Origin of the sequence: Mesorhizobium sp. M00.F.Ca.ET.216.01.1.1 (assembly GCF_004010325.2) — a bacterium.
Classification (GTDB): Bacteria; Pseudomonadota; Alphaproteobacteria; order Rhizobiales; family Rhizobiaceae; genus Mesorhizobium.
In genome coordinates this window covers 268,036-294,154 of the sequence record NZ_SADR02000001.1, presented here as the reverse complement: position 1 = coordinate 294,154, position 26,119 = coordinate 268,036, and the positions used below count along the sequence as shown (strand labels likewise).

Genomic DNA, 26,119 nt, shown 5'->3' with positions numbered 1-26,119 from the left:
TGATGCAGAAAGCCTGGGAGGAGGCATCATGCTGGAACTGAGAAACGTGACGAAGACGGTCGGTGCTGCGGAGCATATACGCGACGTGTCGCTGACGCTTCAGCACGGCTCGCTCAACGTTCTCCTCGGGCCGACGCTCTCCGGCAAGACCAGCCTGATGCGGCTGATGGCCGGCCTCGACGTGCCAACATCAGGTTCGGTTCTGTTCGACGGCAAGGATGTTACCGGCATGCCGGTGCAGAAGCGCAACGTCGCCATGGTCTACCAGCAGTTCATCAACTATCCGGCGATGACCGTCTACGAGAACATCGCCTCGCCGCTGAGAGTGGCCGGCACCGAGCAGGCAAAGGTCGACAAGGAGGTGCGCAATGCCGCCGCCCTTCTCAAGCTGACGCCCTATCTCGACCGCACGCCGCTCAGCCTGTCCGGCGGTCAGCAGCAGCGCACCGCGCTGGCGCGTGCCATCGTCAAGAACGCCAGCCTCGTGCTGCTCGACGAGCCGCTCGCCAATCTCGACTACAAGTTGCGCGAGGAGTTGCGGGCAGAACTGCCGAAGATTTTCGCCGCGTCCGGCACCATCTTCGTCTATGCCACGACCGAGCCGCACGAGGCATTGCTGCTCGGCGGCAACACGGCGACGCTTTGCGAAGGCAAGATCACCCAGTTCGGGCCGACCATCGAGGTGTTCCGCAAGCCGGTCGATCTGGTGACAGCCAGGACGTTTGCCGATCCGCCGCTCAATACCATCGTGCTCGCCAAGAAAGGTGCGGATTTCCTGCTCGAGGGTGGGGTGAAACTACCGGTGCCTGCCGAGCTCATCGGCATCGCCGATGCAAGCTATACGATCGGCTTCCAGCCGCATCATCTTTCGCTCGAGCGGCCAAACGTCGCCGCCGTGCCGGTGCGCGCCAAGGTGACGATCACCGAGATCACCGGGTCGGAGAGCTTCATCCATCTCGATTTCGCCGACGCCCGCTGGGTCATGCTGACCCACGGCATCCGCGATTTCGAACCTGACGACGAGGTCGAGGTGTTCATTGACCCGCGCCACATTATGGTCTTCGACGAGCACGGCCGCGCCGTGGCCGCGCCGAAGCTGGCGGCTTAGGAGGAAACGATGGCGCGCATCGACGTCAACCACATCCGCCACTCCTATCTGCCGAACCCGCGCACGGACGCCGATTTCGCGCTAAAGGAAGTGCACCACATCTTCGAGGACGGCGGCGCCTATGCGTTGCTCGGCCCGTCGGGCTGCGGCAAGACCACGCTGCTCAACATCATTTCGGGACTGCTGCATCCCTCGCACGGCCGCTTGCTGTTCAACGGCAGGGACGTGACAAAACTGTCGACGCAGGAGCGCAACATCGCCCAGGTGTTCCAGTTTCCGGTCATCTACGACACCATGACCGTCTACGACAATCTGGCTTTCCCCTTGCGCAACCGCGGCGTGCCGGAAGCCGATGTCGACCGCAAGGTGCGCGAGACGCTGGAGATGATCGATCTCGCCTCGTGGGCGAAGAGGAAGGCGCGCGGGCTGACCGCCGACCAGAAGCAGAAGATATCGCTCGGCCGCGGTCTGGTGCGTTCGGATGTCAACGCCATCCTGTTCGACGAGCCGCTGACCGTCATCGACCCGCACATGAAGTGGGTGCTGCGCTCGCAGTTGAAGCAGCTTCACCGCCGTTTCGGCTACACCATGGTCTATGTCACACATGACCAGACCGAGGCGCTGACCTTCGCCGACCGGGTGGTCGTCATGTATGACGGCGAGATCGTGCAGATTGGCTCGCCGGCCGAACTATTCGAGCGCCCGCGCCACACCTTCGTCGGCTATTTCATCGGCTCGCCGGGCATGAACGTCATGCCGGTGGCGATCGATGGCAAGACGGCCAGGATCGGCTCGCAGCGTATCGAACTGCCCGGCGTGCCCAAGGCCGACGGCGGCGCCATCGAGCTCGGCATCCGTCCCGAATATGTGCGGCTCGGCCACGACGGCATGGCTGTCAAGGTCAGCAAGGTGGAGGATGTCGGCCGCCACAAGGTGGTCCGCGCCAATCTCGAAGGCCGCGAGATCGCAGCAGTGATCGGCGAGGACGAGACCGTGCCGGCCGATCCCAAGGTGCGCTTCGATCCGGCCGGCATCAACATCTATGCCGATTCCTGGCGCGTTGAGATGGGGGCATAGATGGAAAAGACCTGGAACAACAAGGCCTGGTTCCTGGTGCTGCCGGTGCTGGTGCTGGTGGCCTTTTCGGCGATCATCCCGCTGATGACGGTCGTCAACTATTCGGTGCAGGACACGTTCGGCAACAACGTCTTCTTCTGGGCAGGCACGGAATGGTTCGAGGAACTGCTTTCCTCAAGCCGCTTCTGGGAAGCGATGGCCCGCAACCTGATCTTCTCTTTCATCATCCTGGCCATCGAGGTGCCGCTGGGCATCTTCATCGCGCTCAACATGCCGAAGAAGGGCTGGGGTGTGCCGGTCTGTCTGGTGCTGATGGCGCTGCCGCTGCTGATCCCGTGGAACGTCGTCGGCACCATCTGGCAGGTGTTCGGGCGCAACGACATCGGTCTGCTCGGCTACTACGTCAATGCGCTCGGCATTCACTACAACTATGTGCAGGATAAGTATGACGCCTGGGTCACCGTCATCGTCATGGACGTCTGGCATTGGACCAGCCTGGTCGTGCTGCTCTGCTATGCCGGCCTGGTCTCCATTCCCGATGCCTTCTATCAGGCGGCGAAGATCGACGGCGCCTCGCGCTGGGCGGTGTTCCGCTACATCCAACTGCCCAAGATGAAACGCGTGCTGCTGATCGCCGTGCTCCTGCGCTTCATGGATAGTTTCATGATCTACACCGAGCCCTTCGTCGTCACCGGCGGCGGTCCCGGCAACTCGACGACGTTCCTGTCGATCGATCTGGTCAAGACGGCACTCGGCCAGTTCGATCTCGGTCCGGCCGCGGCCATGTCGCTCGTCTACTTCCTTATCATCCTGCTGTTGTCCTGGGTGTTCTACACCGTGATGACCAGCTACGACGCGGAGCGCTGAAATGAGCCGCGCCAACGAAAGAACCGACAGAGTGAGCGAGACGGCAGTTTCGGATGGGCTCACCAGCGCGCTGTCGCAGGACGAGATCGCAAAGCTGATGCGGCGCCGCGGCGAGGAATCGCGCTGGTGGTGGGTCGTGCCGACGATCTACATCATCGTTCTGCTGCTACCGATCTACTGGCTCATCAACATGAGCTTCAAGACCAATGCCGAGATCGTCTCCTCGCTGACGCTCTACCCGCACCAGCCGACGCTCGCTAACTACGTCACCATCTTCACCGATGCGTCCTGGTACTCGGGTTACATCAACTCGATCACCTATGTCGTTATGAACATGGTGATTTCGGTGGCCGCGGCACTGCCGGCGGCTTACGCCTTTTCGCGCTACCGCTTCCTCGGCGACAAGCACCTGTTCTTCTGGCTGCTGACAAACCGCATGGCGCCGCCGGCGGTGTTCGCACTGCCGTTCTTCCAGCTCTACTCCGCCTTCGGCCTGATCGACACCCATATCGCCGTGGCGCTGGCGCATTGCCTGTTCAACGTGCCGCTGGCGGTGTGGATCCTCGAAGGCTTCATGTCGGGCGTGCCGAAGGAAATCGACGAGACGGCCTATATCGACGGCTATTCGTTCCCGCGCTTCTTCGTCAGGATATTCATGCCGCTGATCGCCAGCGGTATCGGCGTGGCGTGTTTCTTCTGCTTCATGTTCTCGTGGGTTGAGCTGCTGATCGCCCGCACGCTGACGACCACCGATGCCAAGCCGATCGCCGCTACCATGACCCGCACGGTTTCGGCTGCCGGCATGGATTGGGGACTTCTCGCCGCCGCCGGCGTGTTGACGCTGATCCCCGGTGCGCTCGTCATCTGGTTTGTCCGCAACTACATCGCCAAGGGCTTTGCCCTGGGGAGGGTGTGACAGTGAATCTCGACTTCTCCTGGATGGCATGGACGTGGCCGACTGCTGCCTTCTTTGCAACGATCTTTCTGCTGCTTTGCGGCATGGCGGCGTGGGAATATGCCTCGCCGGGCGGCAATCCGCGCATCGGCGTCCTGCGCTTCGAGACGACGCGCGGCGACCGCCTCTTCCTTTCGCTGCTTGGCAGCGCCTTTATCCATCTCGCTTGGCTGGGTCTTGTCGGACCCAACCTGTGGTGGGCTCTCGCTCTCTCCGTAGTCTACGCCGTCGGCGTGTTCCGCTACGTATAGAGGGGGAAACTGTTGGAGCGGCCGCGTGCCGGCGGCCGCCCCAGATCGCACTTAAACCTGTTAAAGTGGAGGAAACACATGCGACGGCAATTTTTAACATCGACAACTGCGCTTGTCCTATTGCTCGGGGCAGGCAACGCCTATGCCGGAATGGACGAGGCCAAAGCTTTCCTGGACAAGGAAATCGGCGAGCTTTCGACGCTCGACCGCGCCGGCCAGGAAGCCGAAATGCAATGGTTCATCGATGCCGCGAAACCTTTCGCCGGCATGGAGATCAAGGTCGTATCCGAAACCATCGCCACGCATCAGTATGAATCGCAGGTGCTGGCGCCGGCCTTTAGCGCCATCACCGGCATCAAGGTCACGCACGACACCATCCAGGAGGGCGACGTCGTCGAGAAGATTCAGACCCAGATGCAGACCGGCCAGAATCTCTATGACGGCTGGGTCAACGACTCCGATCTGATCGGCACGCACTGGCGTTACCAGCAAGTGCGCAACCTGACCGACTGGATGACGGGCGACGGCAAGGATGTTACCAACCCGAACCTCGACCTGAAGGACTTTATCGGCACCTCGTTCACGACCGCGCCCGACAAGAAGCTCTATCAGCTTCCCGATCAGCAGTTCGCCAACCTCTACTGGTTCCGTTACGACTGGTTCAACGACGAGAAGAACAAGGCGGACTTCAAGGCCAAGTACGGCTACGACCTCGGCGTGCCGGTCAACTGGTCGGCCTATGAGGACATTGCCGAGTTCTTCACCGGCCGTGAGATCGACGGCAAGAAGGTCTACGGCCATATGGACTACGGCAAGAAGGACCCGTCACTCGGCTGGCGGTTCACCGACGCCTGGCTGTCCATGGCCGGCAACGGCGACAAGGGCATCCCGAACGGCCTGCCCGTCGACGAATGGGGCATCAAGGTCGACGAGAATTCGCGGCCCGTGGGCTCCTGCACCGCGCGTGGCGGCGACACCAACGGCCCAGCCGCCGTCTACTCGATCCAGAAGTATCTCGACTGGCTGAAGGCTTACGCACCGGCGGAAGCGCAGGGCATGACCTTCTCCGAATCGGGACCAGTGCCGGCGCAGGGCGCGGTTGCCCAGCAAATGTTCTGGTATACCGCCTTCACCGCCAGCATGGTCGACGCCAGCGCCAAGGCGGTGCTGAACGACGACGGCACGCCGAAGTGGCGCATGGCGCCGTCGCCGCACGGCGTCTACTGGAAGGACGGCATGAAGCTCGGCTATCAGGACGTCGGTTCCTGGACGCTGATGAAGTCGACGCCGACCGACCGCGCCAAGGCCGCCTGGCTTTACGCGCAGTTCGTCACCTCGAAGACCGTCGACGTGAAGAAGAGCCATGTCGGCTTGACCTTCATCCGCGAGAGCACGATCCACGACAAGAGCTTCACCGAGCGGGCTCCGAAGCTCGGCGGCTTGATCGAGTTCTACCGCTCGCCGGCGCGTGTCCAGTGGTCGCCGACCGGCACCAACGTGCCGGACTATCCGAAGCTGGCGCAGCTCTGGTGGCAGGCGATCGGCGATGCGTCGTCCGGCGCCAAGACCGCACAGGAAGCGATGGACTCGCTCTGCGCCGAGCAGGAAAAGGTCATGAGCCGTCTCGAGAAGTCGGGCGTCCAGGGCGATATCGGTCCGAAGATGGCCGAAGAGCATGACCTCGCCTACTGGAACGCCGACGCGGTCAAGAAGGGCAATCTCGCTCCTCAGCTCAAGATCGAGAACGAGAAGGAAAAGCCGATCACCATCAACTACGACGAACTGGTGAAGAGCTGGCAGAAGTAAGACTGTTGATGCGGGCGTCCGAGCCCGCGTAGCAACTTTGGGGAGGCGGCATGTTGCCGTCTCCCCTGTTTGTGTAAACGACTGACGGGGAGGGAGAATGACCGGATACATCCTAGCCATCGACCAGGGAACGACATCGAGCCGGGCGATCCTGTTCGATGGCAAGATGAAGGTCGTGGGCAGCGGGCAGAAGGAATTCGCCCAGCATTATCCGGCCTCCGGCTGGGTCGAGCATGATCCCGAGGAAATCTGGTCGAGCGTCGTGGCAACGGTGAAGGCTGCGCTGAAGACGGCCGGCCGCAACGCACCTGATGTCGCTGCGATCGGCATTACCAACCAGCGCGAGACTGTCGTCATCTGGGACAGGGCGACCGGCAAGCCGATCCATAACGCAATTGTCTGGCAGGACCGGCGCACCGCGCCGCTATGCCAGAAGCTGAAAAGCCAAGGCCTGGAGAAGAAGTTCACCCGCAAGACCGGCCTGCTGCTTGACCCCTATTTCTCCGGCACCAAGATCGCCTGGATGCTGGGCAAGGTGAAGGGTGCCAGAAAACGCGCCGAGAAAGGCGAATTGCTGGCCGGCACCATCGACAGTTTTTTGATCTGGCGGCTGACTGGCGGAAAGGTTCACGCCACCGACGCCACCAACGCCTCGCGCACACTGGTCTACAACATCGAAAACAATAGCTGGGACGATGAGCTGCTGGCTATTCTCGGCATACCGGCAAGAATGCTGCCGGAGGTGAAGGATTGTGCCGATGATTATGGAATCACTGAGAAAAGTCTGTTCGGCGCCGAGATAAGAATTCTTGGCGTGGCCGGCGACCAACACGCGGCGACCATCGGCCAGGCCTGTTTCGAGCCGGGCATGATGAAATCCACCTATGGCACCGGCTGCTTCGCCCTGCTCAACACCGGCAGCGATCTGGTGCGCTCGAAGAACCGGCTTTTGACCACCATCGCCTACAGGCTGAACGGCAAGACCACCTATGCGCTGGAAGGGTCGATCTTTATCGCCGGTGCGGCCGTGCAATGGCTGCGCGACGGCATCAAGGTGATCGGCAAGGCCGAGCAGAGCGGCACCCTGGCGGCGACCGCCGACCCCACTCAAGAAGTCTATCTGGTGCCTGCTTTCGTCGGGCTCGGCGCGCCGCATTGGGACGCCGGGGCGCGCGGCGCCATCTTCGGGCTGACCCGCAATTCAGGCCCGGCGGAATTTGCCCGCGCCGCGTTGGAATCCGTCGCCTTCCAGACCCGCGACCTGCTCGACGCGATGCGCAAGGACTGGAGGAGCGGCTCAGCGAAAACCGTGCTCAGGGTCGACGGCGGCATGGTGGCATCGGACTGGACCATGCAGCGGCTGGCCGACATCCTCGACGCGCCGGTCGACCGTCCGAACATTCTCGAGACGACCGCACTCGGCGCCGCCTGGCTGGCCGGCTCAAAGGCAGGTGTCTGGCCGAATGCCGGGGAGTTCGCCAAGACCTGGGCACTCGACCGACGGTTCAAGCCGGACATGGATGCTGCCGCCCGTTCGGCCAAGCTTGCAGGCTGGCGGAATGCCGTGCGCAGAACGCTGAGCACACAGTAAATTTGCGGACAGAATAAAAAGCCCGCGCCGTTGCCGGCACGGGCTCTATCAAGATCTCAGCTCACCAGATCAATAGGGCGAGATGCACTGCCGGCGCGGACCATAGTTGGGCTGGAACGTGTTGTCGAAAGCACGATAACTCCGGTAGTGGTTATAGCACCACCGCACATGGGCGTCGCCTCGATAGACACGATTCTGGTTGTTGAGGATCGCGCCGGTGATCAGCGCGCCGGTGGCGAAGGCAGCCAGCGGGAACCAGAAGTCGCCGTGGCGGCGATAGCCATGACGGTAGTGCCGATAGCCGCGATGGCCGCGCCAATACATGCCATCATCGCGGGAAAAATTGCGATGCCTCATCCACCGCCGGTGATCGACAGTCTGAACATCCGACGAAATCACCTGACCTTGCGGCGCATAGACCGGCGCAGCGTTTACCGGTACGATTTCCGAAGCTGCGAATGAAACTGACACTACGGTCGCCAGCAGACCCGATGCAACCTTGTTCATGGTCTTCCTCCTTGAAAGGGTGAAGTCCCTTTGGAAGAAAAAACGGGCAGGGAGATGCAATTGTTCCGGCCAAATGGCAAGCCGCTGTTTTGTAACGGTTTTCTGGTGCGCCGTGGCGTTTTCCCGGGCGTGTTTTTTGGCGCAAAATGTCCTACCTTCGACCCCCGTTGGCGAAGTCCACTTCGCCTTTGCTGAAGCGGCTCGCGAGGCCTTGCCGGACTGCTGCAAAGCCAAGCTTGCGAGCCATCTTTTTCCGGTTGACCGGCCGCAGCACTCTCCCTATGTTCCGCGCAATTTCGAGGGCGGCCTTTCTGAGCCCGCGGGAGCGCGTAGCTCAGCCGGTAGAGCAACTGACTTTTAATCAGTAGGTCATGGGTTCGAATCCCATCGCGCTCACCATAATTTCACAAGAAATATCAATAATTTAGGTTTTCGACCTCAGGAACAGACTCGGAACTTGTGCGAGAAAAAACGGCCGTGCGAGATAGTTTTCTCGCACCACCCGTTCGCGGCCTGAAGCGACGGCACCAGGCCATTCTTTGCCAGTGATCAAGCGCCCTCGAAACGGCCGCGTCGAATTCATCCCCGAAAACGGCGGCGCCGGAGTGCGAATCAAGAAGGCGGTGGCTAAGCGCCCGCAGAACCTTGCGTTTGCGTTCGGCTGCTCGCCAAGAGCCACCTGGCTTCAGGCAGCAGGTGCACCTTCATGGATAGCTTTCTTGATCTCGGAACGGAACTCAGGCGTATCCTGTTCCCCATGAACAGACACAGCGTGTTGTACCGCAGCCTCGATTAGTTCGTCCTCCCGATCTGCGGAGATTGCAACGGTGCATTTCATTTCACTCGGGAATTCTCGGCAGTCTATGTATTTGCGTGCCATCGGTTCCTCCCGGAAATCTTGCCGTTTTCGGCGGCAAAACAGAATACTCCTGCACGCTGACGCAAACAACAATCTACGTCCATCGGGGGCGCAGATGTCAGCCTTTCGCCCATGCTGCTGGCGAGTCGAACAGAGCTCGCCAGCGCGCGTACCGGCCGCCGCGACCGGTCCGTCAGCGCCTCCAGCCCATCGTCCTTGTAGCGGTTGAAGATCTTGTAGCCGGTCTTGCGGGAAATCCCGAATTCCCGGCACACATCGCTCATGCCTTCCCCGTCCAGAAGACGTGCCACAAAACGAAGACGTTCCTCCATCACCGAACACTCTCTCTACGGCATCAACACCTCCGGCCAAAAGCCAAAAGTGTTACCCATGTGTCCGGTACAAAACGTCACCTATGCTCGGGTCGCTCACACGTGAGATTTCAACTGCTTAGCTTTTTTGGTCGGGAACAGAGTCTGAATCTGTGCGACTTCAGCAGTCGCACAAAGCAACATCTTGATCTTAGCACGTGCCATCTTCGCCGGTGACGTTGCACAAGGCAGGAAACGACTTCCCGCTTGCCGTATCTGACAAGTTGCGCAATTGTCATTCCCTGCCTTGGGAGGGCTCGGGGATGAAAATCAAAGTATTGATGGCGCTGTGCGCCATCGCCGCGCTTTGTGGCTGCCAGACCAGCAATCAGGCCGACTATATACAGATTGGCTACGGGCCAAGCTTCGAAGTCGCGCATGCTCAATGTGAATTAAGATCAGGCTCGGTCGACCAGGGGTACATTGCCATTGGATCACCCGCATTCGTCGCGGGCGCCGGGCTTGGCAACGCGATTGGCAATGCCGTGGCGGAAGACCAGTTCATGAAAAACTGCCTCATCATAAACGGGTGGAAACTTGCTCCGCGTGGCCAGAAGACCTCGCCGACGGCGGTTTCGTCGAACCCTGCGGTGGTGACAGCCGGATCCGGTCTGATGAGACCGCCGGGAAGTTGGATCAATGCAGCCCTTCTCGATTGGTCGGCCGCGAACAAACAGTGCATCGCCGGCAACAAGCCTGCGTGCAGCACGAGAGCAAAGCTTGGGGCGCAGTTAAGGGCCGCAGGCATCAATCCGGCACCGATCTGACGAGTGGCAAGGCCCGCCATCGATAGGCATCGGGTAGATGAGGAGCCCGATGAAAGGTTAGGCCGTCTGGACGCGAGCGACTCAGCGGCTCAATCGCAAGGTCGGCTGTGCGCTCGCGCTCGTCATCGATTTCGCACGTGCCACTCCGCTGCGCTGGCGTGTCGACGGCCGCTTTCAATTGATCCAGCCCAACGGCACTAGAAAGCTGGTGAGCCGACGCATCCTCATCGCTCGCCAAATCTCAAGAACCCCCGAAAACCACCGAGACATTCCCGCCTGCGTGACGCTCGAGCCGGCCGGCGAGGTCGAGTTCCAAAAGCACCATGGAAACCTGGGCGGCGTGCAGGCCGGTGTGACGGATGATGTCGTCTACGGCCACCGGCGTCGGACCGAGCGCCTCGACGACGCGGGCGCGGTCGTTCTCGCCGGGCGGCGGCATTGCCGAAAAGTCGTGCGGCTCTTCAAGCGGTGCCGTCCTTGGCGTCCGTGCTCCGGCCAGTGGTGCGATTGCGGCTGAAACATCGGCCGCTTCGGTGACCAGCGTGGCGCCGTCCTTCAGCAGGCCGTTGGCGCCAGAGGCGCGCGGATCGAGCGGCGAGCCGGGGACAGCGAAGACCAGCCGTCCCATCTCGCCGGCTAGCCTGGCGCTGATCAGCGAGCCGGAGCGTTGCGCTGCCTCCACCACGACCAGTCCCAGCGCCATACCGGCGACGAGGCGGTTGCGGCGCGGAAAGTCTTGCGCGCGCGGCTGCCAGCCGAACGGCATTTCCGAAACGATGGCGCCGCCGCGCTCGGCAATCTCGTCGCACAGTCCGGCATTCTCGGGCGGGTAGGGCAGGTCGATGCCGCCGGCGAGCACGCCGATCGTGCCGGTCGGAAGGCTGCCCTGATGCGCCGCCGTGTCGATACCGCGCGCAAGGCCGGAGACGATGCCGTAGCCGTCGCGGCCGAGATCCGCCGCGAGCATCCGCGCCATCTTGATGGCGGCCAGCGAGGCGTTGCGGGCGCCGACGATCGCGATCGCCGGCAAACGGAACACCGCGCCTTCGCCCTTGACTGCGAGCAGCGGCGGCGGATGGTCCATGTTTTTCAGCAAGGCAGGATAGTCGGCCTCGCCGATGCCGACGAAGCGGGCGCCGGCCCGCGTGGCAGCTCCCAGCTCCGCCTCGGCCTCGGCAACGGAAAGGGATGCGGACCATCTTTCTGGCGCCGCCCGAAATCATCAGCTCGGGCAGGATCTCCAGCGCCGTCTCGGCCGAGCCGAAGCGGTTGATCAGGTCGCGAAACGAGGCCGGGCCGACATTCTGCGTGCGGATCAGGCGAAGCCAGCTCAGCCGCTGCCGGTCGCTGAGGCGCGGCCCGGCGCCACGCTCGCTCACTCCTTGGTCTCGATCTTGCTCTCGGTGCCGGCAAGCAGCCGCGAGATATTTGCCCTGTGCTTTACGAAGACGATCAGGCTCATCAGTGCGAACAGCCCGGCAATCTCAGGCGTGCTGAGGAAATAGAGGGCTATGGGCACAGCGACCGCTGCCGTCAGCGCCGCCAGCGAGGAGTAGCGGAACAGGAAGGCAACGGCCAGCCAGACAACGGCGAAGATCAGCGCCACCTGCCAGGCAAGGCCGATCAAGACGCCGAGATAGGTGGCCACGCCCTTGCCGCCCTTGAAGCCGAGCCAGACCGGATAAAGATGGCCGAGAAAGGCGCCGAAGCCGGCCAAAAGCCCGAGCTCGGGCGCAAAGCGACCGGCAATGAGTACGGCTGCCGTGCCCTTCAACGCGTCGAGTAGCAGCGTCGCCGCGGCCAGGCCCTTATTGCCGGTGCGCAGCACATTGGTGGCGCCGATATTGCCGGAGCCGATGTTGCGCACGTCGCCAAGTCCGGCGGCACGGGTGATCAGCAGCCCGAACGGGATCGAGCCGAGCAGATAGCCGAACACCAATGCCAAGACGGGACCATAAGCCATTGTTTCCCCCGGTATTTTCTTTGATCGACCAGATCAGGGCGCTGCATCGGCAGCGCTGGTTTCCGGCCTTAGACCGAAAACACTGTGCGACCCGCAACCATCGTTTGCAAGACCTTGCCTTGCAGCCGCGCGCCCTCGAAACAGGTGTTCTTCGAGCGCGAGCGGATACCGTCCTCGCTGACGATCCATGGCTCGTCCAGATCGACCAGCGCAAGGTCGGCTATCGCACCCGGCTTCAACGTGCCGCCGGGCAGGCCGAACAGCCTGGCTGGCGCGGTGGATAGCGTCTCGACCAGCCGGAGCAGCGTCACATCGCCATTGTGATAAAGCCGCAGCGCCACGCTCAAAAGTGTTTCGAGCCCGATGGCGCCGGCCGCCGCGTCGGCAAAGGGCAGGCGCTTGGTGTCGACGTCCTGCGGATCGTGCGAGGAGACGATGATGTCGATCGTGCCGTCCTTGATCGCCTCGATCATCGCCAACCGGTCTTCCTCGGCACGCAGCGGCGGCGTCAGGCGAAAGAAGGTGCGGTATTCGCCGACATCGTTCTCGTTGAGCGACAGATTGTGGATCGACACGCCTGATGTGACATTCGCGCCGTCCGATTTCGCCCGCGTCACCGCGTCTGCCGCCATCGCCGTCGAGATCTTTGCCGCGTGATAGGCGCCGCCGGTCAGCCGCGCCAGCGCAAGATCGCGCTCCAGCGGAATGAACTCGGCCTCGCGCGGAATGCCGGCAAGGCCGAGCCAGCTTGCATAGAGGCCTTCATTCATCACGCCTGATGAGGCGAGGTCGGCATCCTGGGTCTCGTGCGCGACCACGCCGCCGAAATCGCGCGCATAGGTCAGAGCGCGGCGCATCACCAGCGCGCTGGCGATGGTGTTGCGCCCGTCGGTGAAGGCGACCGCGCCGGCCTCTCGCAGCAGCCCGAACTCGGTCATCTCGCGACCGTCGAGGCCCTTGGTGATCGCCGCCGCCGGAAAGATGTTGACGCTCGCCGTATCCTTGGCAGTGCGCAGCACGAATTCGACCAGCGCGACATTGTCGATCACCGGGTCGGTGTCGGGCATCATGACGATGGAGGTGACGCCGCCGGCCGCTGCTGCGACGCTGGCCGAGGCAATGGTTTCGCGATGTTCGCCACCTGGTTCGCCGATGAAGACGCGGGCGTCGATCAGGCCGGGTATGATCGCCTTGCCGGCGCAATCGATGACGATGGCGCCCTCGGGGACGCCCTGGTTCAAGGCCGCCTTGCCGGCGGCGACAATCTTGCGGCCCTCGATGATGACCGTGCCGATCTCGTCGACGCCGCGTGACGGGTCGATGACATGGGCTTTGCTGAAGACCGTCGTATTCACGCGCCACGGCCCTCCTGGTTGCGGCGCGGATCGAGCAGCGCCTCCATCACCGCCATGCGCACGGCAACGCCCATCTCCACCTGTTCCTGGATGACGCTCTGCGGGCCATCGGCGATTTCCGAGGCGATCTCGACGCCGCGGTTCATTGGGCCGGGATGCATCACCAGCGCGTCGCCCTTGGCCGCCTTCAGCTTCTCGGCATCGAGGCCGAAATAGCGGAAATATTCGCGTACCGAAGGTACGAAGGCGCCCTCCATGCGCTCGCGCTGCAGGCGCAGCATCATCACCACGTCGGCGTCCTTGAGGCCTTCGGCCATCGAGCGGGCGACGATCACACCCATCTTCTCGATGCCGGCGGGCAGAAGCGTCGAGGGTGCTACGACGCGCACCTGCGCGCCGAGCGCGTTGAGCAGCATGATGTTGGAGCGTGCGACGCGCGAATGCAGGATGTCGCCGCAGATCGCCACGATCAGCTTCGACAGCGACCCCTTGGCACGGCGGATGGTCAGCGCGTCGAGCAGCGCCTGCGTCGGGTGCTCATGGGCGCCGTCACCTGCATTGACCACCGAGCAACCAACCTTTTGCGCCAGCAGCGCCGCCGCGCCCGCCGACTGGTGGCGGATGATCAGGATGTCGGGGCGCATGGCGTTCAGCGTCATCGCCGTGTCGATCAGCGTCTCGCCCTTCTTCACCGAGGAGCTCGCCACCGACATGTTCATGACGTCGGCGCCGAGCCGCTTGCCGGCAAGCTCGAACGACGACTGCGTGCGGGTCGAGGCTTCGTAGAAGAGGTTGATCTGGGTGCGGCCGCGCAGCGTCGAGGTCTTCTTCTCCGACTGTCGCGAGATCGCAACGGCCTGGTCCGCCCGGTCGAGCAGCAGCTCGATGTCGGCGGGGGAAAGGTCGCGGATGCCCAGAAGATGGCGGTGGGGATAGAGCGGCAGGGACGAAGCGTCGGTCATCTCAAGGCGCTGCTATAGGGTGGAGATTCCGCGGCTGCAAGCACCTGCTTTGGATTGGGCTGGTTCTCCCCGGTATTTTCGTCGCGCGCATTGCCCAGGTTCGGCTATAAACCGCCGATGGCCTCGGATTCGCGACCGCGGCCTTCGAATGATAAGGACAGGGCGTGACCGACGACGTGACGAACCAGCCGCCGCCGCTGGCAGGGGGCAACGCCTGGCGGGGCGATCCGTTGCTGATCCAGCTTGCCGAGCGCTTTTCCGATCCGGTGCGCAGGGATCTCGACGGGCTCGGCCGTTTCGTGTTGACGCACGAGGCGCAGGAACTGGCGCGTCTCGCCAATGTCGAAACGCCGAAGCTGAGGACCCACGACCGCCAGGGCCGGCGCATCGACCTCGTAGAGTTCCATCCTGCCTACCACGCGCTGATGCGCCGTTCGGTGGCGAATGGGCTGCATTCCTCGGTGTGGGAAAATGGCGACGCCGAGATCGGCCGCCGCCATCAGGTGCGCGCCGCCCGCTTCTATCTGACTGCCGGGCTCGAGACCGGGCACCTCTGTCCCATCACCATGACCAGCGCTTCGCTAGCGGCGCTGATGGCAAGCCCAAAGCTGTTCCGCGAATGGGCGCCCAGGGTGACGACGCGCAAATACGACCAGAGCCAAAAGCCGCCGGTCGAAAAGACCGGGCTGACGCTCGGCATGGGCATGACCGAGAAGCAGGGCGGCACCGATGTGCGCGCCAACGTCACCAGGGCCGAGCGCGCCGGCAATGGTTTCTATCGCCTGACCGGCCACAAATGGTTCATGTCGGCGCCGATGTCGGACGCCTTCCTCGTGCTCGGGCAGGCGCCGGAAGGGCTCTCATGCTTCCTCGTTCCCCGCATACTCGGCGACGGGTCCGGCAACGGCTTCCGCTTCCAGCGGCTGAAGGACAAGCTCGGCAACCGCTCCAATGCTTCATCGGAGGTGGAATTCGTCAACGCCATCGGCGAGATGGTCGGCGAGCCGGGTGCCGGCGTGAAGACGATCATGGACATGGTGACGCTGACCCGGCTCGACTGCGCCGTCGCCTCATCGGCGATCATGCGCGCCGGACTGGCCGAGGCCGCCCACCACACCCGTCACCGCCAGGTGTTCGGCACCAATCTGATCGAACAGCCGCTGATGCAGCGCGTGCTGGCCGACATGGCGCTCGATGTCGCCGCTGCCACCGCGCTGTCGTTCCGGCTGGCGCGGTCCTTTGACGAGGCGGCCAGCGACCGCGGTGAGGCGGCATTCGCCCGCGCCATGACGCCGGTCGTCAAATACTGGGTCTGCAAGATCGCGCCGCCGCTTCTCTATGAAGCGATGGAATGCCTCGGCGGCAATGGCTATGTCGAGGAAGCGCCGCTCGCCCGCTACTATCGCGAAGCGCCGGTCAACGCGATCTGGGAGGGGTCGGGCAATGTCATGGCGCTCGACGTGCTGCGCGTGCTTGGCCGCGCACCAGGCCTGTTCGAAGACGTGCTTGCCGGCATCGACCGCGACCTCGGCGCTGGCGGACGCGGCACCATCGGTGTGCTCAAGGCGGCGATGCAGGTTGCCGCGACCGACGAGGGTTCGGCCCGCCTGCTCACCGAGCAACTGGCGCTGTCGGCGGCAGCGGCTGAGCTTCGCCGGCTGGGGGCAGGGCGGATTGCCGACGCCTTCGTCGAGACGCGCCTCGCCGGCCAGTGGCGCACCACCTACGGCATGCTCGATTCGCGCCATGATGCGCGCATGATCATCGATACGCTGTATCCGCCGACCAACTGAAATCACTGCGAGGGATTTTTTGCCTTCCGGCTGACCTCGCCAGTCTGTGGATGGCCGTTAACCTTAACAAATGGTTTCCGTTGCGATGACCCACCGCAAGGCCCACTGTCCTGACTACCGAAGCAGGAACGCCATGCGGCACGTATTGACCTCATTTCTGGCCTTGCACTGGGCGGTCGTTTTCGCCCTGCTGGCGTTCATCTGCATCGACGGCAATCGCGGTGTTGCAGCAGCCCTCGGCGTGCTGGGCGTAGCCGTCCAGAACACACGCTTCGCCGATCTCGAAAACGCCATCGTCGTCGCGCCGCTCGCCATAGCACTGCTGGTCGTGGCGGTGCTGTTCTGCTGGGCCTTCGTCGAGACATTGATCAATGTCGTGGCAAACCCGGACGCCGGCGACGGCGTCGTGCGGATTGCCTTCATTTCCGCATCCGCCGTGTTGTCGCTGATCCTGGTCGGCGGCGCAGCGCAAGGCATCAACGGCCTGTTCATGGTAGTCGCCGTGCAACTGGCGGCACTGCTGGCGTCCTATGTCGCCATGCTTGCCGAGCGACGGTCGGAAACTGCTACCGCGGTTTCGGTCGACGGCGACATCCGCGCCGCCGCCATTGTCATGGCAAAGGGAGCCGCACATAGCTCCTTGCTGTCACGCATCTCCGGCCGATCGGACACAAACCTGGGGGATGGCCGCTGATGCGCACGCTGTTCGCGCTGTGGCTGGCGCCACTCCTACTGTTCTGGGGGTGGTTCTTCCTGTCACTCAACGACATGAATTTCGGCTACGTGATGTTAAGCCGGCAACTGCACGACCTGGTGTTCCAGCTCTACGGGCAGATGCTGGGCATCGATCCGGCAATCATTCCAGGCATGGTGGCAAGGGCCTGCGTCTTCGACGGGTTCCTGCTGACGGCACTATGGGCATTCCGCCGCCGCCGCAACATTGCCGCCTGGATCAGGCGCCGTTGGATGAACCCGGTTCCGTCCGAGCGCTTCCAGCAAGCGACTGAAGCCGGTCCAGAACTCCCTGCAGAATAAAGGCCGCCGCCGCCGAATCGATCTTGCCGGCGCGTTTCTTGCGTGAAAAGTCCATCTCGATCAGCGTCCGCTCGGCAGCAACCGTCGACAGCCTCTCGTCCCAGAGCACGAAGGGCAGGTCGGATACGGTAGCCATGTTGCGCACGAAGGCGCGGGATTTCTGGGCACGCGGACCTTCCGAGCCGTCCATGTTGACCGGCAGGCCGAGCACCACCACGCCGACATTGTCCTTCTGCAACTGGGCAAGCAGCAAGGCAGCGTCCAGCGAGAATTTCCTGCGCATGATGACCGGGCGCGGATGGGCAAAGGAAAGGCCACGGTCGGAAACCGCTACGCCGATCGTTTTGTCGCCGAGGTCGAGCCCGGCCAGCGTCTTGCCGCCTTCGAGCCGTGCCGGCACCTCCTCGATGGTGATGATACTCAACAGCTTTCCTTTGACCCGCAAGCGTCGCGTGACCATTTGGACGCGCAAACCGACGCTGTAGCACTTTAATTTTACCCCCGGCGTTCTATCCTTTGACGGACCAGAAATCGAGGAACGCATTGATGAAATTGACCTGGTACGGACATTCGGCATTCCGCATCGAAACCGCGGGCGCGAACATCCTCATCGACCCCTATCTGATCGGCAATCCGTCATGGACAGGTGGCTGGGAGGGACCGGCGGAAGGCGTCACGCACGTGCTTTTGACCCATGGCCACAGCGATCACATCAGCGGCGCGCTGGAAGTGCTCAACAAAAGTGGCGCCATGCTGGTCGCCAATTTCGAGGTCTGCATGTACCTGGTCGGCAAGGGCGCCAGCGACAAGAAGATCAATCCCGGCAATATCGGCGGTACAGTTGATTGCGGCCCTTTCACCACCACTTTCGTCCAGGCGCTGCACTCGTCGTCGTTCCCGGGCGACAACGGCCAGAACACCTACCTCGGCAATCCGGGCGGGCTCATCCTGCATTTCCAGGAGGACAAGACGCTCTACCATATGGGCGACACCGACATCTTTTCCGACATGGCGCTGATCAATGAACTGCACGAGCCGAGGATCGGCATCGTGCCGATCGGCGACCGCTTCACGATGGGTGGCGCGGTGGCCGCACTCGCCTGCCGGCGCTTCTTCCGTTTCGACACGGTCGTCCCTTGTCACTTCGGCACGTTTCCGATCATCGACCAGACAGCCGACAAGTTCGTGGCGGGGCTGGAGGGATCCGGTGTGAAGGTCGCATTGCCGGAGATCGGCGAGACGATCGATCTATAAAACACGGTCACTCTGTAGGACCGCCATAGGCATCTGGCCTGGTTGCGGAATGATGCAGGTTGCGCGGCACGCGCCGCGCCGCTATAGCGCGACCTGGTTTTCCCGAAGGCAAAAAACATGTCCGTTGATCTTCTGACAGTGAAGCGTGTTGCGCATCTCGCCCGCATCGCGGTGAGCGAGGAAGATGCCGAGCGCATGACCGGCGAATTGAACGCCATCCTTGGCTTCGTCGAGCAATTGAACGAGGTTGATGTCTCAGGCGTCGAGCCGATGACTTCGGTCATACCGATGGAGATGAAGAAGCGCCAGGACGTCGTCACCGACGGCAGCAAGGCCGCCGATATCGTCGCCAACGCTCCGGCAACCGAAGAGAATTTCTTCCTCGTCCCGAAGGTCGTGGAGTAGGCGGCGATGGCAATCGAAATCGCCATTGAGACGCCGCTGCAGGACGACGTGCGCGGACTGGTCAAGGAGCTCAACGCCACGCTGCTCGAACTGACGCCGCCGGAGCACTGCTATCACATGACCGTCGAACAGATGGCCGACAAGCAGACGACCGTCTTCGTCGCCCGCGACAATGGCCTTGCCATCGGCTGCGGCGCATTGAAACGCCACGATGGCGCGGTCGGCGAGGTCAAGCGCATGTATACGCGGCCTTCGCATCGCGGACAAAAGATCGGCGCCAAGATCGTCGATCAGGTCGAGGCGCTGGCGCGCAGCGAAGGGCTGAAACGTCTGGTGCTGGAAACCGGCGACCGTCATCCCGCCGCCTGGACCGTCTACGAGCGTGCCGGGTTTTCGCGCTGCGGCCCGGTACTGGATTATCCCGATTCCGAATGGTCGGTATTTTACGAAAAGAGCCTTGCCTGATGAGCGACCTGACCCGACTGACGATTTCGCAGGCCCGCGCCAAGCTGCGCGCCAAGGAGATCACCGCAGCCGAGATCACCCAGGCCTATCTCCAGGCGATCGAGCGCGCCAACCCGGCGCTCAATGCCTATGTCGCCGTCACCGACGACAAGGCGCGCGACATGGCCAGGGCCTCCGATGCCAGGCTGGCGAAAGGCGAGGGCGGAGCGCTGGAAGGCATCCCGATCGGCATCAAGGATCTGTTCGGCACCGAAGGCGTCCACACCCAAGCCTGCAGCCATGTGCTGGACGGTTTCAAGCCGCACTACGAATCGACCGTCACTACCAATCTCTGGGCTGACGGCGCCGTCATGCTGGGTAAGCTCAACATGGACGAGTTCGCCATGGGCTCGTCCAATGAGACCTCCTATTATGGCCCGGTCATCAACCCGTGGCGGCGTTCGCGCCTCGATACGGTGGTGATGCCGACGACGCATCAGGGCGATGGCGGCTTTGTCTCCGCCGGCGGCACCAGGACCGCCCGCACGCTGGACAACGCCCAGCTGGTGCCGGGCGGCTCGTCGGGCGGATCGGCCACCGCCGTCTCGGCCTTCCTGTGCGCCGGCGCCACCGCGACCGACACCGGCGGCTCGATCCGCCAGCCCGCCGCATTCACCGGCACGGTCGGCATCAAGCCCACCTATGGCCGCTGCTCGCGCTGGGGCATCGTCGCTTTCGCCTCGTCGCTCGACCAGGCAGGACCAATCGCCCGCGACGTGCGCGATGCAGCGATCCTTTTGAAGTCGATGGCCTCGGTCGATCCGAAGGACACCACCTCGGTCGACCGACCAGTGCCGGACTACGAGGCAGCGATCGGCCGCCCGATCAGGGGCATGAAGGTGGGCATCCCCAAGGAATACCGCGTCGACGGCATGCCCGAGGATATCGAGGCGCTGTGGCAGAAGGGCATTGCCTGGCTGAAGGATGCCGGCGCCGAGATCGTCGACATTTCGCTGCCGCACACGAAATATGCCTTGCCGGCCTATTACATCGTCGCGCCCGCCGAAGCTTCGTCCAACCTCGCGCGCTATGACGGCGTCCGCTACGGCCTGCGAGTACCGGGCAAGGACATCGTCGAGATGTACGAGAAGACCCGCGCCGCCGGTTTCGGCCGCGAGGTCAAGCGCCGCATCATGATCGGTACGTATGTGCTGTCGGCCGGCTACTACGATGCCTACTATCTGCAGGCGCAGAAGGTGCGCACCCTCATCAAGCGCGACTTCGAGAATGTCTTTGCCGCTGGTGTCGATGTCATCCTGACCCCGGCGACACCGTCCGCGGCCTTCGGCGTCGCCGACGAGGACATGGCCGCCGACCCGGTCAAGATGTACCTCAACGATATCTTTACGGTCACCGTGAACATGGCTGGCCTGCCGGGTATCGCAGTGCCGGCGGGCCTCGATGCCAAGGGCCTGCCGCTCGGCCTGCAGCTCATCGGTCGGCCCTTCGACGAAGAAACGCTGTTCCAGACTGCCCATGTCATTGAACAGGCGGCCGGCACATTCCAGCCGGAGAAGTGGTGGTAGGATCATTTCTCGTCTAGGGGGCGGGTGAGGGATGTTCTACTATCTTTCCAAGATCCTTTGGGCCTTCGTCCAGCCGCTCAATTTGGCGATTTTCTTGCTATTGGCGGGCCTGCTCGCGGCGGTGTTCGGCCGGCGGCGGCTGTTTGCTACCGGCAGCGTGCTGGTCCTCCTGATCCTGGTGCTTTCGGCCTGGACCTCGCTCGGCGCCATGATGCTCAATCCGCTGGAGGAGCGTTTTCCGCGACCGCCGCTACCGGAAAGGGTCGACGGCATCGTCGTGCTCGGCGGTGGTCTCGAGGGCGCCATCAATCTGGTGCGCGGCGGCTACGAGCTGAACTCCGGCGGCGATCGAATGGTCGAAACCGCGATCCTCGCCCGGCGGTTTCCGTTGACGAAAGTGGTCGTCTCCGGCGGCAACGGCGAACTGTTCCAGGACGCCGAGGGCGATGGCACCACTGCACCGCGTTTGCTCACCGCCCTTGGCGTGTCAGCCGATCGCCTGATCCTGGAGAAGAAATCCCGCAACACTTACGAAAATGCCGTCTTCACCAAGCAACTGGTGACGCCGAAACCGGGCGAAACTTGGCTGCTGGTCACCTCGGCCTTCCACATGCCGCGCGCCAAGGCGCTGTTCGACAAGGCCGGCTTTGCGACCATTGCGTGGCCGGTCGACTACCGCACCTCAGGCAAGGAAGGCATTGGCATGTTCCGCGACAATGCCGTCGATTCCCTGCAGATCACAGCCATGGCAGCCCGCGAATGGATCGGGCTTTTCGCCTACTGGCTGTCGGGCCGGATCGACCAGCCTTTCCCCGGGCCGGGCGGCTGACCGATCACGGCCTGTCTGGCCGCCGAGAAGAACTGGCGCCGCACCAGCACCGCCAGCAGCAGCAGCGTCGACAGCACGAACACAATCGGGTCGACGAACCAGCCGAGATAGCCGATGGAGAAGAACACGCCGCGCAGGCCTGAATTGAAATGCCTTCCGGCCAGCATGTTCATGCTCGCAGCGCGCCACACCGCCGTTTCGGTGACCGGGTTGCGTGAGGCCTCGCCATGCAGGATCGGCACCGCACCGATCAGGATCGAGCAATAGTTGAAAAGGCGATAAGCCCAGCCGAACTTGAAGAAGGAATAGGCAAGGATCAGCACCAATCCGAACACCTTCATCTGGAAGGCCGGGCGGGATGATGTCGCACCTAACGGCAGGTCGCTCAGCACGGAAAGGACCTGATCGGAAGCGCCGAGCAGGGCAAAACAGCCGCCGATCGCGATCAGCGAGCTGGAGGCGAAGAAGGCGGTTCCCTGCTGCAGGCCGCTCATGATGGCGGTGTCAACGATGCGGATCTCGCGCTCGGCCATGGTCCGCATCCAGGCTTCGCGCTGCGCGTTCATCGCCGTTGTCAGCGATGTCCGGCTGACCAGTTTTCCGTCGGAGGCAAGCGTATGCAGCACCCATACGACGAGGAAGAAGGCCAGCGCCGCGAGATCGGCTGTCGAGAGATGGAAGGAATCGCCCATGCGCCCTTTTACCACAAGCGCAGCCGCCGCTTCGATGGCCGAACGCAATGATGTCGCTGCCGGAGCAAACAAGGTCGGCAGGTGCTGCGCCGCAACCTCCAAAACAGCGGAAACATCACGGGAATTCCTATATGTAGGTTTCCAATAGGGTCCTAGGAGACAGCCGCGCGTGTTCCTTTCGGTTTTCGACCTGTTCAAGATCGGCATCGGACCGTCGAGTTCGCACACGATGGGACCGATGACGGCGGCGCAGCGTTTCCTTGGTGAGGTCGCGGGAGACGACTGGCCACGGCCGGTCGGCGCAAAGGTCGACCGCATCGCCGCCAGCCTGCACGGTTCGCTCGCCTACACCGGCATCGGCCATGGCTCGGACCGTGCCGTCGTCCTTGGCCTCGCCGGTCAGACGCCGCAGACGGTCGATCCGGATCAGGCCGACGGCATCGTTGCCCGCATTGCGGCCGACAAGCGGATTTCTCCGCCCGGCCATCCATCCTATCGCTTCGATCCGGCTACGGACCTGGTGCTGGACCGCAAGACGCCGCTGCCCGGCCACGCCAACGGCATGGCCTTCTACGCCTATGATGCCGGCGATCGCCTGTTGCTGAAGCGCATCTATTATTCGATCGGTGGCGGCTTCGTGGTTTCGGACGAAGAGCTGCAGCGGATGAAAGCCAAGGGATCGGCGACGACCGAAGGCAAGAAGGTGCCCTATCCCTTCAAGAACGCCGTCGAGATGCTGGCGATGGCGGCAAGGAGCGGGCTTTCCATTGCCGACATGAAGCGCGTCAACGAGGAGACGCAGATGTCGCGCGAGGACCTCGATGCCGGCCTCGACGCCATCTGGGCCGCCATGAAGGGCTGCATCGATCGCGGCCTGTCGCAGGACGGCATCATGCCGGGCGGGCTGAAGGTGCGCCGCCGCGCGCGGCAATTGCACGACAAGCTGCAGGAACAGTGGCAGCAGAACCGGCCCAACCCGTTGCTCGCCAATGACTGGCTGTCGATCTACGCCATGGCGGTCAACGAGGAGAACGCCGGCGGCGGACGCGTCGTCACAGCGCCGACCAACGGTGCTGCCGGCACGCTGCCGGCCGTGCTGCGCTACTGGTTGCATTTCCATCCCGAAGCCGACCAGCCAAGCATCCGCGACTTCCTGCTGACGGCGGCGGCCGTCGGCGGCATCATCAAGACCAACGCCTCGATTTCGGGCGCCGAAGTCGGCTGCCAGGGCGAGGTCGGGTCGGCTTCGGCAATGGCGGCCGCGGGCCTGTGCGCAGTCATGGGCGGCACGCCCGAACAGGTCGAGAATGCCGCCGAGATCGCGTTGGAACATCATCTCGGCATGACCTGCGATCCCGTCGGCGGATTGGTGCAGGTACCGTGCATCGAGCGCAACGCACTTGGCGCCGTCAAGGCGGTGACCGCGGCTTCGCTCGCCATCAAGGGCGACGGCGTCCATTTCGTGCCGCTCGACGCAGCAATCGAGACCATGCGCCAGACCGGCCTCGACATGAACGAGAAATACAAGGAGACCAGCCTCGGCGGGCTGGCCGTCAATGTCGTGGAGTGCTGAGCCAAACCTGGCACAGCGCGCTGGCACTGTGGAGAAGTCGATCAGGCCGTTGACGCCTTCGCGTGCCGAACTAAACCTTATTCCATGGCTCTCAATCTCATAAAGCTTTGCGTCGGCTGCGACAGCGTCGAGGATCTGGAGGAGTGGATCGCCTTTCGCCTCGACGAACGGCGGCGCGCCGGTGAGCCGGCCGAGCACTACCACACCACCCGCATGGTGCCGACGCGCGGCGCCGAAATCACCGACGGCGGCTCGCTCTACTGGGTGATCAAGGGCAACGTGCAATGTCGCCAGTCGATCACCGAAATCCGGCCCTTCACCGACAATGACGGCATCGGCCGCTGCCATTTGATCCTCGACCCTCTGGTCGTGCGAACGGACTGGCAGCCACGGCGAGCCTTCCAGGGCTGGCGCTACCTGAAACCTTCCGATGCGCCGGCCGATCTCGGCAAGGGCAAGGCGGGGCTGGTCGAGATGCCGCCGAAACTCAGGCGCGAGCTTGCCGATCTGGGCTTGCTCTGAGTTGCGCAGCATCTAACTGCTTTGCGCAACCGGCCGGTGGCCCTTCATGTCACTTGGCGTGGGGCTTGCAAGCAGCCCGGCAACGCCACATCTTGATTTGCATGAGCGACAACAAGCAGCCGGTGCCCGCAAGGGCCGATCCTGCGCCGGTCAAGCAGTCAAGCACCGGCGAGATCGAAGCCTTCATTCGTCAGGCGAAGGCCGCGACCGGCGCCGGCAGGCTGATCCTGTCCCTCGACGCGACGATGAGCCGCCAGCCCACCTGGGACCTGGCCAGCACGCTGCAGGGCGAGATGTTCGACGCCGTCGGCAAGGTCGGAAGTCTCAGTGTCCAGCTGGTTTATTTTCGCGGCCTCGGTGAGTGTCGTTCGTCGGGCTTCGTTACCGACACCAATGCCTTGAAGAAGCTGATGACGCGGATCGACTGCCGCGCCGGCCACACCCAGATCGGCAAGGTACTCGTCCGTGCGCTGAAAGAGACGGCGGCGGCCAAGGTCAATGCGCTCGTCTATATCGGCGACGCAATGGAAGAAAACATCGACGATCTCGCCGAAAAGGCCGGCAGCCTCGGCCTGCATGGCGTTCCTGTCTTCGTCTTTCAGGAAGGTCATGATTCCGGCGCAGAAAAAGCGTTCAAGGAAATAGCGCGGCTGTCCAAAGGGGCTTGGTTCCGTTTTGATCGGAGTGCTGCCGCGACCTTGGCCGGACTGCTTTCGGCGGTTGCCGTGTTTGCGACCGGCGGGCTGAAGGCGCTTGAGGCCAGGGCAGGCCGGAAGACCGGCTGATGATCGAGCATATGCGGGGCGGCGGAAACTGATGGGCGCAATTATCGCACTTGTTGCGTTGCTTCTGGTGCTTCTCGGCGCGGCCGCGATCTTTCTCCGCGCCGACCCGGCAAAATTGGCCAGCGGCATGAGGACGCTCGGGCCTGTCGTTCTGGGGCTGGTCGGCATTGCCGTGCTTGCAGTCGGGCGCGAAGGCATCGGCGGCATGATCCTGGCCGCGGCGCTCGCCTGGTATGGTTCCGTGCGGATGAAACGCCCAACAGCAAAACCGGCGGCGGGCAAGCGTTCCACGGTGCGCACCGCGGCACTCGAAATGGAGCTTGACCACGACACCGGCAGGTTGGAGGGGCTGGTTCTGGCCGGCCGCCAGGAGGGCAAGATGCTGGGTGCGATGGGCTTGGCCGAACTGCTGCAGCTTTACCGCGAGCTCCCCGGCGATCCGGAGAGCCGCCAACTTCTAGAGACGTATCTTGACGGCCGGTTTCCCGTTTGGCGCAAAGACGCGGAGACGAACGGTGACGAAGGGCTGGGTGTTGCGCCAGGTTCGGGCGCCATGACTAAGGAGGAGGCCTACAAGATCCTTGGTCTTGAAGCGGGGGCCGCCGCGGCGGATGTCCGCAAGGCGCACCGCCGCCTGATGCAGCGCCTGCACCCCGATATCGGCGGCACGTCTTTCCTGGCGGCGCGGATCAATGAAGCCAAGGACGTCTTGCTCTCCAACCACAACTCGTCTCCTTAACGCAGAACTTTTCCGGGAGATAT

The 26,119-nt window shown here is 63.0% G+C and carries 26 protein-coding genes, 1 tRNA gene and 3 pseudogenes; 21 read left to right on the top strand and 9 right to left on the bottom strand.

Annotation, left to right across the window (positions count from 1 at the left end; genetic code table 11):
* The first annotated feature begins 28 nt into the window (after positions 1–28).
* From EN859_RS01510 to glpK, 7 genes are all read left to right on the top strand, one after another.
* A complete protein-coding gene (locus tag EN859_RS01510; RefSeq protein WP_127852069.1) occupies positions 29–1,108 on the top strand; it encodes an ABC transporter ATP-binding protein in 1,080 nt (359 codons plus the stop codon).
* Between the two features lie 9 nt (positions 1,109–1,117).
* Entirely contained in the window at positions 1,118–2,185 is a 1,068-nt protein-coding gene (locus EN859_RS01505; RefSeq protein WP_127852068.1) for an ABC transporter ATP-binding protein, read from the top strand.
* Positions 2,186–3,052 carry a sugar ABC transporter permease gene (locus tag EN859_RS01500; RefSeq protein ID WP_127852067.1) on the top strand — a complete coding sequence of 289 codons (867 nt, stop codon included), beginning with the start codon at positions 2,186–2,188 and terminating at the stop codon, positions 3,050–3,052.
* A gap of 1 nt (position 3,053) precedes the next feature.
* Positions 3,054–3,968, top strand: a complete 915-nt coding sequence (locus EN859_RS01495; RefSeq protein ID WP_127852066.1) for a carbohydrate ABC transporter permease — start codon at positions 3,054–3,056, stop codon at positions 3,966–3,968.
* Positions 3,965–4,258 carry a DUF2160 domain-containing protein gene (locus EN859_RS01490; protein ID WP_189501619.1) on the top strand — a complete coding sequence of 98 codons (294 nt, stop codon included), beginning with the start codon at positions 3,965–3,967 and terminating at the stop codon, positions 4,256–4,258. The genes EN859_RS01495 and EN859_RS01490 overlap by 4 nt, the downstream gene beginning before the upstream one ends.
* Positions 4,259–4,336: 78 nt before the next feature.
* On the top strand, positions 4,337–6,064 hold the full coding sequence (locus EN859_RS01485) for an ABC transporter substrate-binding protein (RefSeq protein ID WP_127852064.1): 1,728 nt from the start codon (positions 4,337–4,339) through the stop codon (positions 6,062–6,064).
* Between the two features lie 97 nt (positions 6,065–6,161).
* Positions 6,162–7,655, top strand: coding sequence for a glycerol kinase GlpK (gene glpK, locus EN859_RS01480; protein ID WP_127852063.1), 1,494 nt, complete (start codon positions 6,162–6,164; stop codon positions 7,653–7,655).
* Positions 7,656–7,724: 69 nt separating this feature from the next.
* Here the strand turns inward: glpK and EN859_RS01475 are convergent, their stop codons facing one another.
* Positions 7,725–8,162, bottom strand: a complete 438-nt coding sequence (locus tag EN859_RS01475) for a BA14K family protein (protein ID WP_127852298.1) — start codon at positions 8,160–8,162, stop codon at positions 7,725–7,727.
* Between the two features lie 323 nt (positions 8,163–8,485).
* On the opposite strand from EN859_RS01475, the gene EN859_RS01470 reads away from it, so the two are divergent.
* Positions 8,486–8,561: transfer RNA gene (locus tag EN859_RS01470), tRNA-Lys, on the top strand.
* 286 nt (positions 8,562–8,847) lie between these two features.
* Here the strand turns inward: EN859_RS01470 and EN859_RS01465 are convergent.
* Both EN859_RS01465 and EN859_RS01460 read right to left on the bottom strand, forming a co-directional pair.
* Positions 8,848–9,042: a DUF1059 domain-containing protein gene (locus EN859_RS01465; RefSeq protein WP_127852062.1), complete on the bottom strand. Its 195-nt coding sequence runs from the start codon at positions 9,040–9,042 to the stop codon at positions 8,848–8,850.
* Between the two features lie 146 nt (positions 9,043–9,188).
* A pseudogene (locus EN859_RS01460) lies at positions 9,189–9,353 on the bottom strand (helix-turn-helix domain-containing protein); the annotation flags it as partial.
* A gap of 302 nt (positions 9,354–9,655) precedes the next feature.
* Here EN859_RS01460 and EN859_RS01455 point away from each other — a divergent pair.
* Positions 9,656–10,159, top strand: a complete 504-nt coding sequence (locus tag EN859_RS01455; protein ID WP_127852061.1) for a hypothetical protein — start codon at positions 9,656–9,658, stop codon at positions 10,157–10,159.
* Positions 10,160–10,400: 241 nt separating this feature from the next.
* Here the strand turns inward: EN859_RS01455 and dprA are convergent.
* The 4 genes and pseudogenes from dprA to EN859_RS01435 form a co-directional block, all read right to left on the bottom strand.
* Positions 10,401–11,538 (bottom strand): annotated as a pseudogene (gene dprA, locus EN859_RS01450) (DNA-processing protein DprA).
* Entirely contained in the window at positions 11,535–12,122 is a 588-nt protein-coding gene (gene plsY / locus EN859_RS01445; RefSeq protein WP_127852060.1) for a glycerol-3-phosphate 1-O-acyltransferase PlsY, read from the bottom strand. Before plsY ends, dprA begins: the two are co-directional and overlap by 4 nt.
* A 68-nt stretch (positions 12,123–12,190) precedes the next feature.
* Positions 12,191–13,477, bottom strand: a complete 1,287-nt coding sequence (locus EN859_RS01440; protein WP_127852059.1) for a dihydroorotase — start codon at positions 13,475–13,477, stop codon at positions 12,191–12,193.
* Positions 13,474–14,439: an aspartate carbamoyltransferase catalytic subunit gene (locus tag EN859_RS01435; RefSeq protein ID WP_127852058.1), complete on the bottom strand. Its 966-nt coding sequence runs from the start codon at positions 14,437–14,439 to the stop codon at positions 13,474–13,476. Before EN859_RS01435 ends, EN859_RS01440 begins: the two co-directional genes overlap by 4 nt.
* A gap of 164 nt (positions 14,440–14,603) precedes the next feature.
* Here EN859_RS01435 and EN859_RS01430 point away from each other — a divergent pair, with 164 nt between their 5' ends.
* From EN859_RS01430 to EN859_RS01420, 3 genes are all read left to right on the top strand, one after another.
* Positions 14,604–16,232: a DNA alkylation response protein gene (locus EN859_RS01430; RefSeq protein ID WP_127852057.1), complete on the top strand. Its 1,629-nt coding sequence runs from the start codon at positions 14,604–14,606 to the stop codon at positions 16,230–16,232.
* Positions 16,233–16,365: 133 nt separating this feature from the next.
* Positions 16,366–16,926 (top strand): hypothetical protein, encoded by a 561-nt coding sequence (locus EN859_RS01425; RefSeq protein ID WP_127852056.1) that lies wholly within the window; start codon positions 16,366–16,368, stop codon positions 16,924–16,926.
* On the top strand, positions 16,926–17,267 hold the full coding sequence (locus EN859_RS01420) for a DUF6105 family protein (RefSeq protein WP_127852055.1): 342 nt from the start codon (positions 16,926–16,928) through the stop codon (positions 17,265–17,267). Before EN859_RS01425 ends, EN859_RS01420 begins: the two co-directional genes overlap by 1 nt.
* Here the strand turns inward: EN859_RS01420 and ruvX are convergent.
* Positions 17,185–17,691, bottom strand: coding sequence for a Holliday junction resolvase RuvX (gene ruvX / locus EN859_RS01415; protein ID WP_127852054.1), 507 nt, complete (start codon positions 17,689–17,691; stop codon positions 17,185–17,187). The genes EN859_RS01420 and ruvX overlap by 83 nt on opposite strands.
* A 122-nt stretch (positions 17,692–17,813) precedes the next feature.
* On the opposite strand from ruvX, the gene EN859_RS01410 reads away from it, so the two are divergent.
* From EN859_RS01410 to EN859_RS01390, 5 genes are all read left to right on the top strand, one after another.
* Positions 17,814–18,521 (top strand): metal-dependent hydrolase, encoded by a 708-nt coding sequence (locus EN859_RS01410; RefSeq protein ID WP_127852053.1) that lies wholly within the window; start codon positions 17,814–17,816, stop codon positions 18,519–18,521.
* A gap of 117 nt (positions 18,522–18,638) precedes the next feature.
* Positions 18,639–18,926: an Asp-tRNA(Asn)/Glu-tRNA(Gln) amidotransferase subunit GatC gene (gatC, locus tag EN859_RS01405; protein ID WP_127852052.1), complete on the top strand. Its 288-nt coding sequence runs from the start codon at positions 18,639–18,641 to the stop codon at positions 18,924–18,926.
* 6 nt (positions 18,927–18,932) lie between these two features.
* Positions 18,933–19,391, top strand: a complete 459-nt coding sequence (locus EN859_RS01400; protein WP_127852051.1) for a GNAT family N-acetyltransferase — start codon at positions 18,933–18,935, stop codon at positions 19,389–19,391.
* The gene (locus tag EN859_RS01395) at positions 19,391–20,956 is read left to right on the top strand and encodes an amidase family protein (RefSeq protein ID WP_127852050.1); all 1,566 of its coding nucleotides are present in this window, start codon (positions 19,391–19,393) and stop codon (positions 20,954–20,956) included. Before EN859_RS01400 ends, EN859_RS01395 begins: the two co-directional genes overlap by 1 nt.
* 31 nt (positions 20,957–20,987) lie before the next feature.
* Complete coding sequence (locus tag EN859_RS01390; protein WP_127852049.1) at positions 20,988–21,785, top strand: YdcF family protein; 798 nt, start codon at positions 20,988–20,990, stop codon at positions 21,783–21,785.
* Here the strand turns inward: EN859_RS01390 and EN859_RS01385 are convergent.
* Entirely contained in the window at positions 21,734–22,477 is a 744-nt protein-coding gene (locus EN859_RS01385) for a DUF599 domain-containing protein (protein ID WP_127852297.1), read from the bottom strand. The two genes, EN859_RS01390 and EN859_RS01385, sit on opposite strands and share 52 nt — an antisense overlap.
* 169 nt (positions 22,478–22,646) lie before the next feature.
* On the opposite strand from EN859_RS01385, the gene EN859_RS01380 reads away from it, so the two are divergent.
* From EN859_RS01380 to EN859_RS01365, 4 genes and pseudogenes are all read left to right on the top strand, one after another.
* Positions 22,647–24,050 carry an L-serine ammonia-lyase gene (locus EN859_RS01380; protein ID WP_127852048.1) on the top strand — a complete coding sequence of 468 codons (1,404 nt, stop codon included), beginning with the start codon at positions 22,647–22,649 and terminating at the stop codon, positions 24,048–24,050.
* A gap of 84 nt (positions 24,051–24,134) precedes the next feature.
* The gene (locus tag EN859_RS01375; protein ID WP_127852047.1) at positions 24,135–24,572 is read left to right on the top strand and encodes a DUF1489 family protein; all 438 of its coding nucleotides are present in this window, start codon (positions 24,135–24,137) and stop codon (positions 24,570–24,572) included.
* A gap of 101 nt (positions 24,573–24,673) precedes the next feature.
* Positions 24,674–25,389, top strand: a pseudogene (locus EN859_RS01370) (VWA domain-containing protein).
* Positions 25,389–26,096, top strand: a complete 708-nt coding sequence (locus EN859_RS01365; RefSeq protein WP_127852046.1) for a DnaJ domain-containing protein — start codon at positions 25,389–25,391, stop codon at positions 26,094–26,096. Before EN859_RS01370 ends, EN859_RS01365 begins: the two are co-directional and overlap by 1 nt.
* Positions 26,097–26,119: the final 23 nt, after the last annotated feature.

Excerpts from the sequence above, each read along its gene's own strand:
- EN859_RS01385 (WP_127852297.1), bottom strand. The coding sequence starts at position 22,477 with ATGGGCGATTCCTTCCATCTCTCGACAGCCGATCTCGCGGCGCTGGCC.
- EN859_RS01505 (WP_127852068.1), top strand. The coding sequence starts at position 1,118 with ATGGCGCGCATCGACGTCAACCACATCCGCCACTCCTATCTGCCGAAC.
- EN859_RS01495 (WP_127852066.1), top strand. The coding sequence starts at position 3,054 with ATGAGCCGCGCCAACGAAAGAACCGACAGAGTGAGCGAGACGGCAGTT.
- EN859_RS01475 (WP_127852298.1), bottom strand. The coding sequence starts at position 8,162 with ATGAACAAGGTTGCATCGGGTCTGCTGGCGACCGTAGTGTCAGTTTCA.
- EN859_RS01485 (WP_127852064.1), top strand. The coding sequence starts at position 4,337 with ATGCGACGGCAATTTTTAACATCGACAACTGCGCTTGTCCTATTGCTC.
- EN859_RS01365 (WP_127852046.1), top strand. The coding sequence starts at position 25,389 with ATGGGCGCAATTATCGCACTTGTTGCGTTGCTTCTGGTGCTTCTCGGC.
- gatC (WP_127852052.1), top strand. The coding sequence starts at position 18,639 with ATGTCCGTTGATCTTCTGACAGTGAAGCGTGTTGCGCATCTCGCCCGC.
- EN859_RS01410 (WP_127852053.1), top strand. The coding sequence starts at position 17,814 with ATGAAATTGACCTGGTACGGACATTCGGCATTCCGCATCGAAACCGCG.
- EN859_RS01500 (WP_127852067.1), top strand. The coding sequence starts at position 2,186 with ATGGAAAAGACCTGGAACAACAAGGCCTGGTTCCTGGTGCTGCCGGTG.
- EN859_RS01510 (WP_127852069.1), top strand. The coding sequence starts at position 29 with ATGCTGGAACTGAGAAACGTGACGAAGACGGTCGGTGCTGCGGAGCAT.
- EN859_RS01455 (WP_127852061.1), top strand. The coding sequence starts at position 9,656 with ATGAAAATCAAAGTATTGATGGCGCTGTGCGCCATCGCCGCGCTTTGT.
- EN859_RS01425 (WP_127852056.1), top strand. The coding sequence starts at position 16,366 with ATGCGGCACGTATTGACCTCATTTCTGGCCTTGCACTGGGCGGTCGTT.
- EN859_RS01395 (WP_127852050.1), top strand. The coding sequence starts at position 19,391 with ATGAGCGACCTGACCCGACTGACGATTTCGCAGGCCCGCGCCAAGCTG.
- glpK (WP_127852063.1), top strand. The coding sequence starts at position 6,162 with ATGACCGGATACATCCTAGCCATCGACCAGGGAACGACATCGAGCCGG.
- EN859_RS01465 (WP_127852062.1), bottom strand. The coding sequence starts at position 9,042 with ATGGCACGCAAATACATAGACTGCCGAGAATTCCCGAGTGAAATGAAA.
- plsY (WP_127852060.1), bottom strand. The coding sequence starts at position 12,122 with ATGGCTTATGGTCCCGTCTTGGCATTGGTGTTCGGCTATCTGCTCGGC.
- EN859_RS01400 (WP_127852051.1), top strand. The coding sequence starts at position 18,933 with ATGGCAATCGAAATCGCCATTGAGACGCCGCTGCAGGACGACGTGCGC.
- EN859_RS01375 (WP_127852047.1), top strand. The coding sequence starts at position 24,135 with ATGGCTCTCAATCTCATAAAGCTTTGCGTCGGCTGCGACAGCGTCGAG.
- EN859_RS01435 (WP_127852058.1), bottom strand. The coding sequence starts at position 14,439 with ATGACCGACGCTTCGTCCCTGCCGCTCTATCCCCACCGCCATCTTCTG.
- EN859_RS01420 (WP_127852055.1), top strand. The coding sequence starts at position 16,926 with ATGCGCACGCTGTTCGCGCTGTGGCTGGCGCCACTCCTACTGTTCTGG.
- EN859_RS01390 (WP_127852049.1), top strand. The coding sequence starts at position 20,988 with ATGTTCTACTATCTTTCCAAGATCCTTTGGGCCTTCGTCCAGCCGCTC.